Genomic DNA, 15,338 nt, shown 5'->3' with positions numbered 1-15,338 from the left:
TCACGTCAACCGGACAGCAGGTGAACAGATCTTCTGGCCGCTGACCTGCGGCGGAACCCGATCGTTATGCGACCGTTCACCTCTCGTTCACCGTCGTACCGGGTCGCGGTCACCTGGGCTCCCTAGCGTCACCGGCGTCAGAAGTCTGTGATTCCCAGAGAGGGACCCACCCGTGAAGAGCACCACCCTGCGTAAGACGGCCCCCGCGGCCGCCGCCCTCACCCTTCTCGTCGGCCTGAGCGCGTGTGGCGCCGGCAACGAGGACTCCCCCAGCGACGGCGGCTCGAGCGACGGAGTCTCCGGCACGCTCAACGGTGCCGGCGCCAGCTCCCAGGAAGCGGCCGTGGCCGCCTGGAAGGCCAAGTTCCAGTCCGCCAACCCCGACGCGACGGTCAACTACGACCCGTCGGGCTCCGGCGCCGGTCGCGAGCAGCTCATCGCCGGTGGCGTGCAGTTCGCCGGCTCGGACTCGTACCTCGACGAGGACGAGCTCAAGCAGCTCAAGGACAAGTGCGCCAGCGACGTCGTCGAGGTGCCCACCTACGTGAGCCCCATCGCCGTCATCTTCAACCTCGACGGCGTGAAGGACCTCAACCTGTCGCCCGCCACCGTCGGCGCCATCTTCGAGGGCAAGATCACCACGTGGGACGACGACGCCATCAAGGCCGACAACCCCGACGCCGACCTGCCCAGCACGAAGATCACGCCCGTGCACCGCAGCGACGACTCGGGCACCACGAAGAACTTCACCGACTACCTCGACCAGGCGTCCGACGGCGCCTGGACCGGTGGCGCCGTGGAGACGTGGCCCGTCAAGGGCGGCGAGGCTGCCGAGGGCACCTCCGGCGTCGTCCAGGCCGTGACCAACGGCCAGGGCACGATCGGCTACGCCGACGAGAGCCAGGCCGGCGAGCTGAGCAAGGCCGCCATCAAGGTCGGCGACGACTTCGTCGCTCCCACCACCGAGGCCGCCTCCAAGGTGCTCGACTCCGCCACCCCCGTCGAGGGCCGCGACGCCACCGACCTCGCTGTCGACGTGGACCGCAAGTCCACCGAGGCGGGCGTGTACCCGGTCGTCCTGGTCTCGTACCAGATCGCGTGCCAGACCTACTCCGACGAGAAGGTCGCCGAGCTCGTGAAGTCGTGGCTGTCCTACGTCACCAGCGACGAGGGCCAGACCGCCTCCAACGAGACCGCTGGGAACGCGCCGCTGCCGGCCGACTTCGCCAGCAAGGTCAAGACGGCCGTCGACACCATCAAGGCTGCCAGCTGATCCAGCCGGTCCCGGTCCTGCCCCTCGGGGCGGGACCGGGACCGCTGTGGTCGGACCGCCACCCCCTGAAAGACTGGAAGGAACCGCGTGAGCACCTCCACCGCCCCGGACGCCCGGACCAAGCCCGTGCAGCGTCCCGGTGATCGTGTGTTCTTCGGGCTGTCGTACGGCGCCGCCCTCCTCATCCTGCTGACGCTCGCCGGCGTCGCCATCTTCCTCACGGTCGAGGGCATTCCCGGCATCACCGCCAGCCCCGACGAGGTCAAGAGCGGCGAGAGGTTCCTTCCCTACGTCGGACCGCTCGTCTTCGGCACGCTCCTCGCGGCCGTGATCGCGATGATCATCGCGGTGCCGGTCGCCATCGGCGTCGCCCTCTTCATCTCGCACTACGCGCCGCGCCGCCTGGGCGCCACCTTCGGCTACATCATCGACCTGCTGGCCGCCGTGCCGAGCGTCGTCTACGGCGCCTGGGGCATCGCCTTCCTCGCCGGTCAGATGGTGCCGATCTACCAGTGGCTCGAGGACAACCTGGGATTCATCCCACTGTTCGCCGGTCCCGCGTCGGCCACGGGCCGCACGATCTTCACCGTGGCCATCGTGCTCGCGCTGATGATCCTGCCCATCGTCACGGCCATCTGCCGCGAGATCTTCCTGCAGACGCCGCGGCTGCACCAGGAGGCCGCCCTGGCCCTCGGTGCCACGCGCTGGGAGATGGCGCGACTCGCGATCTTCCCCTACGCCCGGTCCGGCATCGTCTCGGCCGCCATGCTCGGCCTCGGTCGTGCGCTGGGCGAGACCATGGCCGTCGCCATGGTGCTCTCGGCCAGTGGCGTGGTCACGTTCAACCTGATCAGCCCGACGAACCCCAGCACGATCGCCGCCAACATCGCCCTGAGCTTCCCCGAAGCCAGCGGCCTCTCGGTCAACGCGCTCATCGCGTCGGGCCTCGTGCTGTTCGTCATCACCTTCGTCGTCAACTTCGCAGCGCGGGCCATCGTGGACCGTCGCAAGGAATTCTCAGGGGCCAACTGATGACCTCGACCATCGAACCCACTCGTCCCCCGCGTCGTCGCGACGTCCTGGACGACCTCGAGAGCCGCAAGCTCCCGACGAGCGCCGCGCGCATCGTCGTCGGCATCGCCCTGGCGGTCGTCGTCCTCGGGGTCGTCGGCGGACTCGGACCGGCCAAGTCGGTCGTGCTGGGCTGGCTCGTCACCTTCGCGCTGCCGCTCTGGTCGCGCGTCGTGGAGGGCTCCCGCAAGGCGACCGACCGCCTCGTGACGCTGCTCGTGTGCTCGGCCTTCGGCCTCGCGCTCATCCCGCTCGCCAGCATCGTCTGGACGGTCGTGAGCAAGGGCGCCCCGATCCTCGGCTCGCAGTTCTTCACCTACTCCATGCGCAACGTCGTGGGCGAGGGCGGCGGCATCTACCACGCCCTGGTCGGGACGCTGCTCATCACGGGCGCCGCCACCGTCATCAGCGTGCCGATCGGCCTCTTCACCTCCATCTACCTCGTCGAGTACGGCGAGGGCAAGCGCATGGCCTCGGCCATCCGCTTCCTCGTCGACGTGATGACGGGCATCCCGTCCATCGTCGCCGGCCTGTTCGCCTACGCCCTCTTCGTGCTGTTCTTCGGCGAGGGCGTCCGGATGGGCATCGGCGGCTCCGTGGCGCTGTCGGTCCTCATGATCCCGGTCGTGGTGCGGGCGTGCGAGGAGATGCTCAAGCTGGTGCCCAACGAGCTCCGGGAGGCCGCGTTCGCGCTCGGCGTGCCCAAGTGGCGCACGATCTCCAAGGTCGTGGTCCCCACGGCCCTGGCCGGCATCGTCACCGGGATCACGCTGGCCATCGCGCGCGTGATCGGTGAGACGGCGCCGCTGCTCATCGTGGCGGGCTACACCGACTCGGTGAACTTCAACCTCTTCGACGGACGCATGGCCACGCTGCCGGTGTTCGCGTACTCCTCCATCCGCAACCCGGGCGTGCCGCCGGAGTTCGCGCTCGACCGCGCCTGGGGCGCGGCGCTCGTGCTGCTCCTGATCGTCATGCTGCTCAACCTCATCGCCCGCCTCGTCTCGTACCTGTTCTCGCCCAAGGGCGAGAAGTAAGGCCGAAAGGACCACTCATGGCCAAGAGCATCGACGTCTCCGACCTGGACATCTTCTACGGCGACTTCCTCGCCGTCGAGGGCGTCACCATCCCCATCGCGGCGCGCTCCGTGACCGCCTTCATCGGCCCGTCCGGCTGCGGCAAGTCGACCTTCCTGCGCTCGCTCAACCGCATGCACGAGGTCATCCCCGGCGCCCGCGTCGACGGCAAGGTCCTCATCGACGGCGAGGACCTGTACGGCTCCGACATGGACCCCGTCAACGTCCGACGCATGATCGGCATGGTCTTCCAGCGCCCCAACCCGTTCCCCACGATGTCGATCTACGACAACGTGCTGGCGGGGCAGAAGCTCAACAGCAAGCGCATGAAGAAGGCCGAGTCCGACGAGATCGTCGAGCGGTCGCTGCGCAGCGCCGGCCTGTGGGCCGAGGTCAAGGACCGGCTCAACCGTCCCGGCTCGGGCCTGTCGGGCGGTCAGCAGCAGCGCCTCTGCATCGCGCGGGCCATCTCGGTCCAGCCCGAGGTGCTGCTCATGGACGAGCCGTGCTCGGCCCTCGACCCGATCTCGACGTCGATCATCGAGGACCTCATCCACGAGCTCAAGACCGAGTACACGATCGTCATCGTGACCCACAACATGCAGCAGGCGGCGCGCGTCTCCGACGAGACCGCGTTCTTCAACCTCTCGGGCGTCGGCAAGCCCGGCAAGCTCGTCGAGGTGGGCCGCACGGAGAAGATCTTCTCCAACCCCGAGGACCCCGCCACCGAGGCCTACATCCAGGGCCGGTTCGGCTGAGCCCCGACCCGCTCACGCAGAAGGCCCCACCACGTTCGCGTGGTGGGGCCTTCGTGCGTACGGGTGGTCGGTCAGTTGCCGGGGATGACGACGCGGAGCACGAAGTACGTGATGGCACCGACGGACGCGGCGGCCGGGATCGTGATGATCCAGGCCATGATGATGCCGCGGGCCACGCCCCAGCGGACGGCGCTGAAGCGCTTGGTGGCGCCGGCGCCCATGACGGCCGACGTCATGGTGTGCGTGGTGGAGACGGGGGCGTGGGCGTAGATGGCCATGCCGTAGAGCACGACGGCGGCCGTGGACTCCGCGGCGAAGCCGCGTGGCGGGTCGACCGCGATGATGCGGCGACCCATGGTGCGCATGATGCGCATGCCGCCCGACATCGTGCCGAGCGAGATGGCGCTGGCGGCCGCGATGACGACCCACAGCGGGATGTCGTCGTTGGCCGCCGTGTGCTCGCCGCCGGCGATGAGGGCCAGCACGATGACGCCCATGGTCTTCTGCGCGTCCTGCAGGCCGTGGCCCAGCGACAGCGCGGCGGCCGAGAGCACCTGGGCGAAGCGGAAGCCCCGGTTGATCTGGTGCGGGTTCCGACGTCGGAAGATCCACATGATCGAGGTCATGGCCACGAAGGCGCCGCAGAAGCCGATGGTGGGGCTGAGGATCATCGGGATGGCGACCTTGTCGATCACCTTGTCCCAGTCGACGGTGACGCCGGCGGCCAGACCCACGCCGATGAGACCGCCGATGAGCGCGTGCGACGAGGACGACGGGATGCCGAAGTACCACGTGATGAGGTTCCAGGTGATGGCGCCGACGAGCGCGCTCAGCACGATCGTCAAGGCGTGCTCGGGCGCAGCGACGGCATCGAAGCCCTTGAGGATGTCCTTGATGGTCTTGGCGACCTCGACGCCCAGCAGGGCGCCCACGAAGTTCAGGATCGCCGCCATGGTCAGCGCGATGCGCGGCGTCAGGGCCCGCGTGGAGACCGACGTGGCGATCGCGTTGGCCGCGTCATGGAAGCCGTTCGTGTAGTCGAAGAACAGCGCGATGCCGACGGTGATGATCACCAGGGCCAGGACGAGATCCACTCAGGACTCCTTGACCGCGATCTGCTCCACGGTGTTGGCGACCGACTCGAGAGCGTCGATGGCGTGCTCGAGCGAGTCGACGATGTCCTTGAGCTTCAGCACCTCGAGCGACTTGTAGCTGCCGCTGAAGAGGTCGGCCACGATGCGTCGGTAGGAACGGTCGCCCTGGTTCTCGAGACGGTTGATCTCGATCCAGTACTCCTCGAGGTCCTTCATGGTGCGCAGCCGTGGCATGGCCTCGGCCGTGAGCTGCGTGGCGCGCTGCAGCACCTCCACCTGCGAGGCGAACTGCGCGGGCAGCTGGTAGATCTCGTAGAGGCCGACGAGGTCGACGGTCTCCTCCATGAAGTCCATGACGTCGTCGAGGCTGCTGGCGAGGCGGTAGATGTCCTCGCGGTCGAACGGCGTGATGAAGGTGCTGTTCACCGCGCGGACGATGCTGTGCGTGGTCTCGTCGGCCTGGTGCTCGGCCTCACGCATCTTCTCGCCGATGGCGGCCTTGTCGCTCTCGGGGTCCAACATCTGCGCGAGCAGGTTGGCGCCGTGCACGAGATGATTCGCCGACTCGGCGAAGAGGTCGTAGAAAGAAGTCTCTACAGGTCGGATGCGGAACCGCACTCCATGCTCCCGTCACGTCAGGTCAGGCCGAGACAATGCTAGGGCCTCGGACGCGAGAACTGTCAATCGCCCGGACACCTATGGGCCTCGTCACAGAAACCCTGCCGTCACAGACGGGTCCTGGCAAGAGCCGCGCCGACTCAGGAGCTGGAGAGGCCGAGGAGCTGGTCGACCTCGCACTGGCTCAGCTTCTCGTCGCTCTCCGAGGCAGCGATGATGAGGCGACTGGTCGTCTCGATCTCGTCGAGGGCGGCGTCGTCGCGCAGTCGCTGGTCCAGCGGCTCCGGGGTCATGTGGTGCTCCAGGGGGATGGCTGCGGACGACGCACTGGGGGGAATGAGCGTCGCCTCGTACCGAGGGTACCCCCGCCTCCGGGGCGGAGCACCGAGTTGTCGCAAACGACATCTGCCGTCCGGTGTGTCAGCGACCACACATCCGGCGCATGAGCTCGGGCACGGCCTGGTCGGCGGGCGCGTCGAGCGGCAGAGGCGACGTGACGGCACCGGCGCGGAGCCCGTCGAGCGCGAGCGCCAGGTAGCGGCGCCAGAGCTCGGGCTCCTCCTCGGTGGTGATGGCGCTGAGCGCCACGAGCTGGACCCCCAGGTCGATGGCCCGGACGTCGGGTCGCAACGTCCCCTGGGCCTGGGCCCGCTCGACGAGTCCCTCGAAGACGAGCTCGAGCCGTTTCCTGCCGTCGGCGACCTGCTGGTCGTCGACGAGGGTCTGGGCCATGACCTCCTTGAGGCCGCGGTCGGCGACCTGGCGCTCCACGAGGCGCTCGAGGAACCACGTGAGCCCGGCCCAGCCGTCGGGCTCCTGGACGGCCTGCTCGCCGAAAGCCGCGATCTCGTCGAGGCGGGAGCGGAAGAGCGCGCGCACGAGCTCGACCCGCTCGGGGAACCGTCGGTAGACCGTGCCCACGCCGATGCCGGCCCGGCGGGCGATCTCGTCGTAGCCGGCGTCGAGGCCGTGCTCGGCGAACACGACGGCGGCGGTCTCGAGGATGAGCTCGCGGTTGCGGGCGGCGTCGGCGCGCAGCGGCCGGTCGGCCTCGCTGATCACGTCGCTCGCGGGAGTCATGAGGCCATGGTACGCGACCGGAGCCAGCTCTCCGTTTCGTGCGGGACATCACACGGCAGAAGTGGAGCAATCTCTCCGGTTGGGCGTAGAGTCAACCGGAGCAGACTTTCCACTTCTTTCGGAGCACCCATGATTGACACCCTCACCACGGACCGATCGCCGGCGGAGATCCCGCCCGACACCGTGGACCACACGGACAACCCGCACCACGCGACCCGCTGGCTGATCCTGGGCGTCATCGCGCTCGCGCAGCTCATCGTGGTGCTGGACGCGACGATCGTGAACATCGCGCTGCCCACGGCCCAGGAGTCGCTCGGCTTCTCCAACGACAGCCGTCAGTGGATCGTCACCGGCTACGCGCTCGCCTTCGGCTCGCTCCTGCTGATCGGTGGACGCCTGAGCGACCTCGTGGGACGCCGCCCCATGTTCATCGCCGGCCTCATCGGCTTCGCCGCAGCCTCCGCGGTCGGCGGCGCGGCCCAGAACTTCGAGATGCTCGTCGGCGCCCGCGTGGCCCAGGGCGTCTTCGGCGCGCTCCTCGCACCGGCCGCACTGTCGCTGCTGACCGTCACGTTCACCGACGCGGCCGAGCGGGCCCGCGCGTTCGCCATCTTCGGCGCCATCTCCGGCGGCGGCGGCGCGATCGGCCTCATCCTCGGAGGCGCGCTCACCGAGTACCTGTCGTGGCGCTGGTGCCTCTACGTCAACGTCCCGCTGGCCGTCCTCGCCGTCGTCGGCGCGGTGCTGCTGCTCAAGAAGCAGCCGCGGCCCGAGGACGCCAAGGGCATCGACGTGCCCGGCAGCCTGGTCGTCGTGGCCGGCCTGGTCTCCTTCGTCTACGGCCTCGCGAGCGCCGAGTCAGACGGCTGGAGCAGCGCCACGACCCTCGTCTGCATCGGGCTCGGGCTGGCGCTCCTCGCGGTCTTCGCCGTCGTCGAGAGCCGCGTGGCCGACCCCCTGCTCCCGCTCCACATCGTGTGGGACCGCACGCGAGGCGGCTCGTTCCTCGTCGTGGCCATCGTCGGCATCGGCCTCTTCGCGGTCTTCCTCTTCCTCACGTACTACGTGTCGCTCACGCTGGGCTACAGCCCGCTCAAGACCGGCTTCTCGTTCGTGCCGATGATCCTCGGCATCATGGTCACGGCCACGGGCTCGGCCGGGCTCGTCGCGAAGATCGGCCCGCGCATCCCCGTGCTGGTCGGCATGCTCGTGGCCGCCGTCGGCATGGTGCTGTTCGCCCAGCTCGACCTCGAGAGCACCTACGCGGCGCACATCCTTCCGGGTCTCGTCATCACCGGCCTGGGCGTCGGCCTCTCCATGGCGCCGGCCTTCAGCGCGGCCACCTCCGGCGTCGACGCGGAGCACGCCGGCGTCGCCTCCGCGTCGGTCAACACGTTCCAGCAGATCGGTGGTTCCATCGGCACGGCTGTGCTGAGCGCGTTCGCGGCCACCGCGACGTCGGACTACCTCGTGGGCAAGGCGCCCTCGGAAGCCAACCAGGCGCTCGCAGCGATGCACGGCTACACGACCGTGTTCTGGTGGTCGGCCGGCATCTTCGCCGTCGGCGCGCTCCTCTGCGGCGCACTGCTCCGCAGCGGCCCCGTCTTCCTCGACCCCGACGCCGCTCCGGTGCTGGGCCACTAGGAAGCGGTCCGACGTGTCCACCCTCAGCGGGCACCAGCAGGACACGATCCGGGCGACGGCTCCCTCGTCGCCCGGATCGGGGCTGTCCGGACTGGTCCCGGCCCTCCCTCTCGTCGCCCAGGCGGCGCTGCACCGGCTGCGGGTCGCTCGCGGGCTGCGTGAGATCGCCCTGCTCGCCGGACTGTGGTTCTTCTACAGCGCCAGCCGGCTCGTGGCCGCCGACGACCTCGCCGCGGCCCGTGACCGGGCGGCATCGGTCCTGCACGTCGAGCAGCTGCTCCACCTCGACCCGGAGGCGTGGCTCAACCGCACGCTGACCCCCGTGCTCGAGATCTCGGTGCCGATGTCGTTCTGGTACGCCTCCCTCCACTACCTCGTGACGCCGACCGTCCTGGTCTTCCTCTACTTCTGGCACCGCAGCGAGTACGGCCGGGCGCGGAACGCCATCGTCATCGGCTCGGCCCTCGGGCTCGTCGCGTACGTGCTCATCCCGACCGCTCCCCCGCGCCTGATGTCCGGCCACGCCTACCTGGACACGCTGGCGCACACCGCTCCATACGGCTGGTGGTCGGGGCACGCGTCGGCTCCCGCCGGGCTCGGACACATGACGAACGAGCTGGCGGCCATGCCGTCGCTGCACGTCGGCTGGACGGTGTGGGTCGCGTGGGCGCTCTGGCGACACCTGGGTCTCGTCGGGCGCGGCCTCGCCTGCCTGTACGTCGCGGGCACCACCTTCGTGGTCCTGGCCACCGGGAATCACTGGCTCCTCGACGCTGTTGCAGGTGGCGTGGTCGTCGCCGTCGGGATCGTCGTGTCGGGCCGCATCGAGCGACGCCAGAAGACGTCACCATGACGTCGGTGCTGCTCGGCTTCGCGTTCGCCCTCGCCGAGTCCGGTCTCGGGCTGGGTGCCTTCTTCCCGGGCGAGGTCGCGATCTCGGGCCTGGCAGCCGGTGCTCACGACCATCTCGCGCTCATCGCCCTCGGCGTCGCCGTGGCCCTCGGCGCGACGGCGGGCGACCACCTCGGCTACGTCGTGGGGCGGCTCGGCGGCACGCGGCTGCGCGAGTCGCGGCTCATCGCCCGGCTCGGCGTCGCCCGCTGGGACAAGGCGGCCGAGCTGATGCAGCGGCGCGGCTTCTGGGCCGTGCTGGCGAGCCGTCTGCTGCCGCTCGTCCGGACGGTCATGCCCGTCGTGGCCGGCGCGGCCCACCTGCGGTACCCGGCGTTCGCGGCGGCATCCGTCCTGGGCGCGTTGGCCTGGTCGGGAGTCTGGGTGGGCGCCGGCGCGGGTCTCGCGGCCAGCGGCATCCTCGGGCACCCGTGGGTGATCGCCGGCGTCCTGACCGTCGGCCTGGTCGCCGTCGTCGTCCGGTGGCTGCTTCGTCACGGACGTTCTCACGCCGGGGACCCCACCCCGACGCCGGACGTCGAGCCCGTCGCGACGCCCGGGACGCTACCCTGTAGTTGAACGTACAACTTTCTTCAGGAGCCGCGCCATGGCCAGCACGACCTTCGACGCCCCGGTCGTCGCCACCGCAGGCTCCACCGAGCCCGACGCCCCACTCGTCGTGCTCCTGCACGGCCGTGGCTCGAACGAGCAGGAGATCATCAGCCTCGCTCCGCTGCTTCCCGTCGGGGCCGCCTACGCCGCAGTGCGCGCGCCCATCGCCGAGGGCGGCGGGTTCGCCTGGTTCGCCAACCGCGGCATCGGACGCCCGGTCGCGGAGTCGCTCGCGGAGACCATGGCCTGGTTCCGCACCTGGCTCGACGACGTCGCGCCGGCCGGCCGGCAGGTGGTGCTCGTGGGCTTCAGCGGCGGCGCGGCCTTCGCCGGCGGCCTCGCCCTCAGCGACCCTGCCCGGTTCGCCGGTGCGGCCATCCTGTTCGGGACCCTCCCCTTCGACGCCGGAGTCCCCACCACGCCCGGCCGGCTCAGCGAGCTTCCTGTCTTCGTGGCCCACGGCGAGCAGGACACCGTCATCCCGGCTGAGCTCCTCGCCCGCACCTGGAGCTACCTGGACGACGAGTCGGACGCCCCGCTCGTCGCGCTCCGCGTGCCGGGCGGCCACGGCCTGACGTCGGAGATCGTCACCGCCGTCGGTCGCTGGATCGTCGGCGCCCTCCCCACGGACTGACTCACCCGGGGGCCCTCTGCGATACTCGCTCCAAGGCCCGTCGCCACACCGGGCCGAGGGCCTCTAGCTCAACTGGCAGAGCAGCGGACTTTTAATCCGCGGGTTGTGGGTTCAAGTCCCACGGGGCCTACTACGTCTGACCTGCGCAAACACCTACTTCAGGCGGTAGGGCCGGCTCGGGCCGCATGGCAAATGCATGGCAACCCCGCCGTGACGGCGCGCCGATCTTCTCGACAAGCCCCGCCGCGTCGGTCAGCGCGCTGTCGCCGCGCGCCACCACAATGGAGGCGTGCTGAGAGCCTTCGTCGACGAGTCGTACTGCGACGAATGGTTCTACATGGTTGCTGCGGTGGCCGACGACGAGACCTGCAGGTCCATGACGGCCGCGCTCAACGATCTGGTCGCCGACCTGGCGTTCGGCTTCGACGACATCGAGCCCGGCGCCGAGCTGCACGGGTACGAGATCTTCCAGGGGGCTGGCCCGTGGGGCGGCGTCGACCTGTCGACGAGGCTGTCGGTCGCCGGTCGGGTGCTGCAGGTTGTGGCCGAGCACGACGTGGCGTTCATCATCCGCGGCATCGATCGTGTGGCCCAGGCCAAGAAGTACAACGACGCATACGAGCCGTACCCCCTCGTGCTCACGCACATCTTCCAAGAGATCGACAAGCACGCCGGCGTCATTGGCGAGCGCGCTCACGTCACCTGCGACGAGATCCACCAGCACGACCGCCACCGAGCGATGCTCGACAGGCAGCGAATGACAGGCACGCCGACGTACAACCCGAGCAAGCTGCAGCGCATCGTAGATCGGCTGGAGTTCATCTCCTCAGATCAGAGCCGCATGATCCAGGCCGCGGACATCGTCGCGTACCTCAAGCACCGAGCCGTCTCTCGACCTAACGCCCGCCGTCCCGAGCGGCGAGCTCGGCAGCGCCTCTGGAACATCATCGACTCGCAGGTCGCGCACGACTACTGCTGGGAGCCCTAGAAACGCCAGCGGCCCCGAAGAGGGGCCGCGGCTGGATAGGAGGCACAACAGGCGTCCTGCGGCTCACGATAGCGCAGATCGACGACGAAGGCGCCTCATACGGGTGTGACTTCTCCCCAGGTATTCACACGTTTTCCACAGTTTCATCCACAGTGCTCACCGCGCTTCTGGCGGTCGCAACGCGCGCAGGATGGCGGACCTATCCGTCTCGGCCAGGTGTGCGTATTGCTGCGTGGTGCTGGGTGAGACGTGGCCGAGGAGCTTGCCGACGTCAGCCAGCGACACGCCGTTCTGAATCAGCCAGGACGCGTAGGTGTGTCGCAGGTCGTGGATTGTGGCGTGCTCGAGCGCGACCGGCTCCTCGTCGGTACCGAGGTTCGCGTTCGCGACGGCAGCGCGGAAGACGGTCGCCCAGTTCGACCGGTGCACGACGGTGCCGGCCGTCGTCGTGAAGACGAGCCCGGACCGGCAGATCCCGGTGCGGTGCGACACCGGGCACGGTCCGGCTGTGCGCTTCTTCTTGGCGAGCTCAACGACGAGGTCGTCGGGCAGGGGCACGACGCGAGCCCTCTTGCCCTTCGGGTATGCCTTGATCTCGCCCTGCACCTCGTCGAAGACGTCGACGACTGTGACCTGCTGGCGCTTGAGGTCGAGGCGGTGCCAGTGGAGGCCGGCCAGCTCGCCGAAGCGCATGCCGGTGTGTGTGAGGAACTGGACGAGGAGCTCGTCGTCGTCGGTCGGCAGCTGTTCCAGGATGGCCTGGTACTCGTCGTGCGTGAGGTAGCGGTTCTTCGTCGGGGTGACGGGCGGCAGCTTGATGCGAGCCGCGGGGTTGGCGACGAGGATCTCGGCGTCGACTGCGGCGTTCAGGCTGGCCGAGAAGAGGTGCACGATCCGCTGCACGGTCGCCGCGCTGAGCTTGGTGCGTCCCAGGTCGGCCGCCCAGGACTTCACGTCTTGTCTCGTGATCTGTCCGAGGGGTATGCCGGTCCACTTCGGGATGAGGTGGACGTCTCGGCGGTTGGCGTCGCGTGCGAGGGTGCCCGGCTCGACGGTGCGACTCTCCCACCACTCCGTGCACCACGAGTCCCACGTCCGCTTGTGAGCGTCGGGGTTGCGCTGGAGGGAGCGTCGGGTGTCGACCTCCTTCTTGCCGGCTTCGCGGAGGGCCTCGGCTCGGTGCTTGAAGGTGCCGGCGCTGCGAACCACGCCCTGTGAGTCGCGGTACTTGCCGGCCCATCGGCCGCTGCGTTGCTTCTCGGGCCAGGCCATCAGACGTCGAAGCCGAGGCGGCGAGCTGACCGGCTGCGCTGGCGCTCGGCCCGCATGCGCCGGAGCCGCTTCACGAGCACGGGATCGAAGGCCAGGGCGTCCTCGCGGTCGAGGAGGGAGTTCAGCACCTGGTAGTAGCGCGTGGCCGACATGTCGAACTTGTCGCGGATCGCCTGCTCTTTCGCACCGGCGTACTGCCACCACAGCCGTTCGAGCTCGAGGATCTCCCGGTCGCGGTCGGCGAGGCTGGGCACGTGCCGCACGCCGCGGGGCGGCAGCGATTCGCGCTCGGCGGGGTCGAGAGAGACCTCCCGGTCAGGCCCACTCATCGTCGGCCCCCACGACCTGCGAGCCGGTCTCGATCGTGTCCTGAGCGACCAGCACGGGGTCGCGGTCGCTCGCAGCGTTGAGGCGGCATGCACGCAGGAGGACCTTGCCGTTCTTGTCGAGAGCGATCTTGGAGAGGCCGCCGGCCACGACGCGCCACTCGACGATCGAGCGGGAGATGTTCTCCATCTGCGCCTCGGCCCAGGTCTGCTCGTCGGGGACGGGGTGTCGGTAGGGCTTGGTCATGCGATGGCTCCTGTCTGCTCGAGCTGTCGGCCGCGGGCGGCGTACCAGATGCGCCAGGACTCGACGGCGCGCTTGGTGGTGTTGAGCTCGCGGGCGAGGGTGCCGGCGTCGCAGCCGTAGCTCCACTCGGCCTGCTTGTAGGCGTGGGTGTCGATCACGTAGCCAGACGCATAGATGTCGGCTCGGCGTTCGATGCGCGGCGAGCTGCTGGTGTCATCGTGGATGACGTGGGCGAGCTCGTGGGCGAAGGTAAATTCCATCTGCGCCACGGTCAGTCGGTGATCGAGGAGGATGAGGCCGTCGCCCTTGCGGTAGCAGCCGCGCTTGCCGTCCAGGTAGCAGTGGACAACGTCGACCTCGAGCTCCGCGGCATGCCGAAGGAGCTCGTGCATGAGGGCAGTGGTCACGGTTCCTCCGTCAGTTCTCGCTGCTCGCGCTCGATGTCTTCCTCGGTGGCGCGGAAGGCGTCGGCCGCCTCCAGGTCCTCAGTTCTATCCGCAGCGTCTGACGTTTCGGTCGCACTACCAGAACGCCGACGACGATCGCGGATGTCGGTTACCGGCGTGTCGCGCGCGCCCTCCGAGCGACGGACTTCCTCGAGGTCGCGAATCCATACGGTGGCATCTGCGCCGAGGGCAAAGGCGATCCGCACCAGCTGCTCGACGTGGACCGGCCGGTCGGTCGTGAGGAAGTTCGCGAGTGTCGAGCGCGGCATTCCTGCCCGGTCTGCCACCTGCTGCTGAGTCAGGTCGGTCGCCTTGAACGCGTCGCGTATCAACTCCAACGCACGCTGGTTCACTGCTCCGCGAGCCACGCTGTCTTGTCCCATATAGGGAAGATATCCCATTTAGAACACGCTGGCTAGATGTCCTTGCGTCGTGTCCCATTTGGGACTAACTTCGTCTCATGTTCGAAATGGGACGCGACGTGAAGGCATCCGTCGCAGCAGAGGTGCGAGCGGTCATGGGTCGCAAGCAGATCAGCGGAGCAGATCTGAGTGACTCCACCGGCATCGCACGGTCCACGCTGGCTCGGAAGATCAACGGCCGGGTCGGCTTCACGGTCGACGAGATCTTCACGATCGCTTCGGCGCTCGAGGTGAGCGTCGTCGATCTCGTTTCGCCGGCGGCATCGCAGTGGAGCGCGGCATGAGCTCTCTCGCCTCTCACCAGGGCCGCCGCTGGTTCGACACGGCGCAGGCCGCGGAGTACAGCGGCTACTCGTACCTGACTGTTCTCCGCGCGCTGGAGTCCGGTGAGCTCAAGGGCAGCCAGAAGGCGAAGGGTTGCCGGTGGCGCATTCGCCTCGACCGCCTCGATGAGTGGCTCGAGGGTGATGCCGCATGACCGCCGTGCAGGCCGATGTGGTCGGTGACCAGCTCGAACTCGACGTCCGCCCGCTGGTGATCCCGCCGCGGGTCAAGGGCTCCACGATCCAGGAGCGGTTCGAGTCGTTCCACTCCCTGAACCCGTGGGTGCTGACCGCGCTCGAGCGCCTCACGGAGAACGCCCTAGCTCACGGTCGTAGCCGTCTCGGGGTGAAGCACTTCGTCGAGGTCCTCCGCCGCCAGTACGGCCGGCAGACGACGGGTGACGAGTTCCGCCTGAACAACGACTACGCGTCCCGGTACGTCCGGCTGATGATCGCCGGTCATCCCGAGTGGTCCGAGCACTTCCAGCTCCGCGGCCTCCACACCGAGTAGTCGCCACCGACCTTCCTCCTCCCGGGGGCGGTCCGGACGTTGCGCGCCAGGG

General features: G+C 68.9%; 21 protein-coding genes and 1 tRNA gene. 13 read left to right on the top strand and 9 right to left on the bottom strand.

All coding sequences use genetic code 11. The features are described 5' to 3' along the window. The first annotated feature begins 172 nt into the window (after window positions 1-172). The 4 genes from pstS to pstB all read left to right on the top strand — a co-directional run bounded on the left by pstS (window position 173) and on the right by pstB (window position 4,178). Complete coding sequence (gene pstS / locus ASD11_RS01530; protein WP_056282349.1) at window positions 173-1,273, top strand: phosphate ABC transporter substrate-binding protein PstS; 1,101 nt, start codon at window positions 173-175, stop codon at window positions 1,271-1,273. Window positions 1,274-1,360: 87 nt separating this feature from the next. After that, on the top strand, window positions 1,361-2,305 hold the full coding sequence (gene pstC, locus ASD11_RS01525) for a phosphate ABC transporter permease subunit PstC (protein WP_056282346.1): 945 nt from the start codon (window positions 1,361-1,363) through the stop codon (window positions 2,303-2,305). Beyond that, on the top strand, window positions 2,305-3,381 hold the full coding sequence (gene pstA / locus ASD11_RS01520; RefSeq protein WP_082554087.1) for a phosphate ABC transporter permease PstA: 1,077 nt from the start codon (window positions 2,305-2,307) through the stop codon (window positions 3,379-3,381). Before pstC ends, pstA begins: the two co-directional genes overlap by 1 nt. Before the next feature lie 17 nt (window positions 3,382-3,398). Next, window positions 3,399-4,178, top strand: a complete 780-nt coding sequence (gene pstB, locus ASD11_RS01515) for a phosphate ABC transporter ATP-binding protein PstB (RefSeq protein WP_056282344.1) — start codon at window positions 3,399-3,401, stop codon at window positions 4,176-4,178. Window positions 4,179-4,249: 71 nt separating this feature from the next. On the opposite strand, the gene ASD11_RS01510 is transcribed toward pstB, so the two are convergent. From ASD11_RS01510 to ASD11_RS01500, 4 genes are all read right to left on the bottom strand, one after another. Then, the gene (locus ASD11_RS01510; RefSeq protein WP_056282342.1) at window positions 4,250-5,272 is read right to left on the bottom strand and encodes an inorganic phosphate transporter; all 1,023 of its coding nucleotides are present in this window, start codon (window positions 5,270-5,272) and stop codon (window positions 4,250-4,252) included. Beyond that, window positions 5,273-5,890 (bottom strand): DUF47 domain-containing protein, encoded by a 618-nt coding sequence (locus ASD11_RS01505; RefSeq protein WP_056282340.1) that lies wholly within the window; start codon window positions 5,888-5,890, stop codon window positions 5,273-5,275. A gap of 140 nt (window positions 5,891-6,030) precedes the next feature. After that, window positions 6,031-6,183: a hypothetical protein gene (locus ASD11_RS17970; protein WP_156464539.1), complete on the bottom strand. Its 153-nt coding sequence runs from the start codon at window positions 6,181-6,183 to the stop codon at window positions 6,031-6,033. A 127-nt stretch (window positions 6,184-6,310) separates the two neighbouring features. Continuing rightward, entirely contained in the window at window positions 6,311-6,970 is a 660-nt protein-coding gene (locus ASD11_RS01500) for a TetR/AcrR family transcriptional regulator (RefSeq protein WP_056282338.1), read from the bottom strand. A 129-nt stretch (window positions 6,971-7,099) separates the two neighbouring features. Here ASD11_RS01500 and ASD11_RS01495 point away from each other — a divergent pair, with 129 nt between their 5' ends. From ASD11_RS01495 to ASD11_RS01470, 6 genes are all read left to right on the top strand, one after another. Next, window positions 7,100-8,614, top strand: coding sequence for an MFS transporter (locus ASD11_RS01495; protein ID WP_056282336.1), 1,515 nt, complete (start codon window positions 7,100-7,102; stop codon window positions 8,612-8,614). A gap of 13 nt (window positions 8,615-8,627) precedes the next feature. Then, entirely contained in the window at window positions 8,628-9,467 is an 840-nt protein-coding gene (locus tag ASD11_RS01490; RefSeq protein WP_056282334.1) for a phosphatase PAP2 family protein, read from the top strand. Then, window positions 9,464-10,084 carry a DedA family protein gene (locus ASD11_RS01485; RefSeq protein WP_056282331.1) on the top strand — a complete coding sequence of 207 codons (621 nt, stop codon included), beginning with the start codon at window positions 9,464-9,466 and terminating at the stop codon, window positions 10,082-10,084. The genes ASD11_RS01490 and ASD11_RS01485 overlap by 4 nt, the downstream gene beginning before the upstream one ends. Before the next feature lie 28 nt (window positions 10,085-10,112). Beyond that, window positions 10,113-10,751, top strand: a complete 639-nt coding sequence (locus tag ASD11_RS01480; RefSeq protein WP_056282328.1) for an alpha/beta hydrolase — start codon at window positions 10,113-10,115, stop codon at window positions 10,749-10,751. A gap of 57 nt (window positions 10,752-10,808) precedes the next feature. After that, window positions 10,809-10,881: transfer RNA gene (locus tag ASD11_RS01475), tRNA-Lys, on the top strand. Window positions 10,882-11,040: 159 nt separating this feature from the next. Next, window positions 11,041-11,739 carry a DUF3800 domain-containing protein gene (locus ASD11_RS01470; RefSeq protein WP_056282325.1) on the top strand — a complete coding sequence of 233 codons (699 nt, stop codon included), beginning with the start codon at window positions 11,041-11,043 and terminating at the stop codon, window positions 11,737-11,739. 156 nt (window positions 11,740-11,895) lie between these two features. On the opposite strand, the gene ASD11_RS01465 is transcribed toward ASD11_RS01470, so the two are convergent. Genes ASD11_RS01465 through ASD11_RS01445 form a run of 5 tightly spaced genes read right to left on the bottom strand, consistent with a single transcriptional unit; the run spans window position 11,896 to window position 14,431 of the window. After that, the gene (locus tag ASD11_RS01465; protein ID WP_056282322.1) at window positions 11,896-13,011 is read right to left on the bottom strand and encodes a tyrosine-type recombinase/integrase; all 1,116 of its coding nucleotides are present in this window, start codon (window positions 13,009-13,011) and stop codon (window positions 11,896-11,898) included. Then, entirely contained in the window at window positions 13,011-13,340 is a 330-nt protein-coding gene (locus ASD11_RS01460; protein WP_082554086.1) for a DUF3263 domain-containing protein, read from the bottom strand. Before ASD11_RS01460 ends, ASD11_RS01465 begins: the two co-directional genes overlap by 1 nt. Then, on the bottom strand, window positions 13,327-13,584 hold the full coding sequence (locus ASD11_RS01455) for a hypothetical protein (RefSeq protein WP_056282319.1): 258 nt from the start codon (window positions 13,582-13,584) through the stop codon (window positions 13,327-13,329). Before ASD11_RS01455 ends, ASD11_RS01460 begins: the two co-directional genes overlap by 14 nt. After that, window positions 13,581-13,991 carry an ImmA/IrrE family metallo-endopeptidase gene (locus tag ASD11_RS01450; protein ID WP_056282317.1) on the bottom strand — a complete coding sequence of 137 codons (411 nt, stop codon included), beginning with the start codon at window positions 13,989-13,991 and terminating at the stop codon, window positions 13,581-13,583. The genes ASD11_RS01455 and ASD11_RS01450 overlap by 4 nt, the downstream gene beginning before the upstream one ends. Continuing rightward, window positions 13,988-14,431, bottom strand: a complete 444-nt coding sequence (locus tag ASD11_RS01445) for a helix-turn-helix domain-containing protein (RefSeq protein WP_156464538.1) — start codon at window positions 14,429-14,431, stop codon at window positions 13,988-13,990. The genes ASD11_RS01450 and ASD11_RS01445 overlap by 4 nt, the downstream gene beginning before the upstream one ends. 116 nt (window positions 14,432-14,547) lie before the next feature. Between ASD11_RS01445 and ASD11_RS01440 the strand changes: the two genes are divergently transcribed. Genes ASD11_RS01440 through ASD11_RS01430 form a run of 3 tightly spaced genes read left to right on the top strand, consistent with a single transcriptional unit; the run spans window position 14,548 to window position 15,286 of the window. Further along, a complete protein-coding gene (locus ASD11_RS01440; RefSeq protein WP_162246452.1) occupies window positions 14,548-14,736 on the top strand; it encodes a helix-turn-helix domain-containing protein in 189 nt (62 codons plus the stop codon). Further along, on the top strand, window positions 14,733-14,930 hold the full coding sequence (locus ASD11_RS01435; RefSeq protein WP_056282310.1) for a helix-turn-helix domain-containing protein: 198 nt from the start codon (window positions 14,733-14,735) through the stop codon (window positions 14,928-14,930). The genes ASD11_RS01440 and ASD11_RS01435 overlap by 4 nt, the downstream gene beginning before the upstream one ends. Then, window positions 14,927-15,286 (top strand): hypothetical protein, encoded by a 360-nt coding sequence (locus tag ASD11_RS01430; RefSeq protein ID WP_056282307.1) that lies wholly within the window; start codon window positions 14,927-14,929, stop codon window positions 15,284-15,286. Before ASD11_RS01435 ends, ASD11_RS01430 begins: the two co-directional genes overlap by 4 nt. The last annotated feature ends 52 nt before the right edge of the window (window positions 15,287-15,338 follow it).

This window comes from Aeromicrobium sp. Root495 (genome assembly GCF_001426755.1).
Lineage (GTDB): Bacteria > Actinomycetota > Actinomycetes > Propionibacteriales > Nocardioidaceae > Aeromicrobium.
Note: the sequence above shows the minus strand (reverse complement) of the source record. Positions and strands in the feature narration are given on the sequence as shown.

Excerpts from the sequence above, each read along its gene's own strand:
- pstA (WP_082554087.1), top strand. The coding sequence starts at position 2,305 with ATGACCTCGACCATCGAACCCACTCGTCCCCCGCGTCGTCGCGACGTC.
- pstB (WP_056282344.1), top strand. The coding sequence starts at position 3,399 with ATGGCCAAGAGCATCGACGTCTCCGACCTGGACATCTTCTACGGCGAC.
- ASD11_RS17970 (WP_156464539.1), bottom strand. The coding sequence starts at position 6,183 with ATGACCCCGGAGCCGCTGGACCAGCGACTGCGCGACGACGCCGCCCTC.
- ASD11_RS01500 (WP_056282338.1), bottom strand. The coding sequence starts at position 6,970 with ATGACTCCCGCGAGCGACGTGATCAGCGAGGCCGACCGGCCGCTGCGC.
- ASD11_RS01495 (WP_056282336.1), top strand. The coding sequence starts at position 7,100 with ATGATTGACACCCTCACCACGGACCGATCGCCGGCGGAGATCCCGCCC.
- ASD11_RS01485 (WP_056282331.1), top strand. The coding sequence starts at position 9,464 with ATGACGTCGGTGCTGCTCGGCTTCGCGTTCGCCCTCGCCGAGTCCGGT.
- ASD11_RS01480 (WP_056282328.1), top strand. The coding sequence starts at position 10,113 with ATGGCCAGCACGACCTTCGACGCCCCGGTCGTCGCCACCGCAGGCTCC.
- ASD11_RS01465 (WP_056282322.1), bottom strand. The coding sequence starts at position 13,011 with ATGGCCTGGCCCGAGAAGCAACGCAGCGGCCGATGGGCCGGCAAGTAC.
- ASD11_RS01460 (WP_082554086.1), bottom strand. The coding sequence starts at position 13,340 with ATGAGTGGGCCTGACCGGGAGGTCTCTCTCGACCCCGCCGAGCGCGAA.
- ASD11_RS01455 (WP_056282319.1), bottom strand. The coding sequence starts at position 13,584 with ATGACCAAGCCCTACCGACACCCCGTCCCCGACGAGCAGACCTGGGCC.
- ASD11_RS01445 (WP_156464538.1), bottom strand. The coding sequence starts at position 14,431 with ATGGGATATCTTCCCTATATGGGACAAGACAGCGTGGCTCGCGGAGCA.
- ASD11_RS01440 (WP_162246452.1), top strand. The coding sequence starts at position 14,548 with ATGGGTCGCAAGCAGATCAGCGGAGCAGATCTGAGTGACTCCACCGGC.
- ASD11_RS01435 (WP_056282310.1), top strand. The coding sequence starts at position 14,733 with ATGAGCTCTCTCGCCTCTCACCAGGGCCGCCGCTGGTTCGACACGGCG.
- ASD11_RS01430 (WP_056282307.1), top strand. The coding sequence starts at position 14,927 with ATGACCGCCGTGCAGGCCGATGTGGTCGGTGACCAGCTCGAACTCGAC.